Source organism: Ferrimonas sediminicola (assembly GCF_005116715.1).
Taxonomy (GTDB): domain Bacteria; phylum Pseudomonadota; class Gammaproteobacteria; order Enterobacterales; family Shewanellaceae; genus Ferrimonas; species Ferrimonas sediminicola.
On the sequence record NZ_SWCI01000032.1, the window covers coordinates 1 to 1,260 of the forward strand.

The following is a 1,260-nucleotide window of genomic DNA, read 5'->3' on the forward strand; positions in this document are numbered from 1 at the left end:
TGTAGTGGTCAAGTAAAACTGGCCACGGTTTTATGAGCAAACCAGAACTGTCGTTCTGATTCATTCGGAGTCAGTCCACCGTTGTATTGGTGGGGTCTGTGATTGCTGTAATAGCTCACAATGTAATCCGTGATTGAGCGTTGAGCTTCGGCAAAATTTCGATACCCGGTTGTTGGTACCCATTCAGTTTTCAGGCTGCGGAAGAACCGCTCCATCGGACTATTATCCCAACAGTTCCCTCGTCGACTCATGCTCTGAGTTATTTGGTGGCGCCAGAGTAACTGCCGGAACTTCCTGCTGGTGTAGTGACAGCCCTGATCTGAGTGGAACATCAATCCTTTTGGTCGCCCTCGTGATTCAAAGGCCATCGCCAGTGCCTTGCTAGTGAGTTCACTGTCAGGCGACAGTGACATGGCCCAGCCAACTGGCTTTCGAGCAAACAGGTCAAGAACCACTGCCAGATAAGCCCAGCGCTGACCTGTCCAAATATAGGTAACATCACCAGTGAAGACCTGATTTGGCTCTGTGACGGCAAACTGACGATTAAGCAGATTTGGGGCAGCCGGGTGCTCCTGGGTCGTTTTTCGATACGAATGACCGGGAAGCTGGCAACTCACCAACTCAAGGTCTTTCATAAGATTGGCAGCTCGATAGCGACTCAACGGCGTACCGCGAGCCGTAACTATATCCGCAATGGTTCTCGCACCGGCTGACCCGTTGCTTAGCTCATAAGCCCGGCGGACTTCGCTACGCAGCTTAATTCGCTCAGTCGATAAGCTACGGGGTCGACCCACCCAGTATCGGTAGCTGCTGCGATGAATCCCGAACACTTCGCAGAGCAGCTTAACGGTATGGCTCGTCTTGAGTTTCTCGATTAGCGAGAATTGTTCAGGGAGTCTGACATCAAGAGAGCGGTAGCCTTTTTTAGGATTTCCTTTTCTTCTTCAATGCGTTTGATCTTCTTTTCCAGCTCACGGATTTTGCGTTGCTCGGGTGTCAAAGGCGTTGCTTTAGGGCTACTCCCGACCCTCTCTGCACGAAGCTGGCGAACCCAGCTCTCCAGAGTGGATTTGCTGACGCCCATAGCTTCTGTCGTTGATTTGATGGTGCAGCCCTGGTCAACAACCAGTTGGGCACATTCCAGTTTAAATTCGGGGTCGAAAGAACGTCTTTTACGTTTGGTCATAGTGTCACCTGTAAACTTCTGAGGTGATGGTAAATCACCTCTTATCAGGTGGCCAAATTCACTATGCCACTACA

The 1,260-nt window shown here is 50.6% G+C and carries 1 protein-coding gene; it reads right to left on the reverse strand.

Annotated elements, in window-relative coordinates; genetic code table 11:
- Positions 1-8: 8 nt before the first annotated feature.
- A protein-coding gene (locus FCL40_RS18355) for an IS3 family transposase (protein WP_136854722.1) occupies positions 9-1,186 on the reverse strand; the annotation gives its coding sequence in 2 pieces (ribosomal slippage) (positions 9-928 and positions 928-1,186; 1,179 coding nt in all).
- Positions 1,187-1,260: the final 74 nt, after the last annotated feature.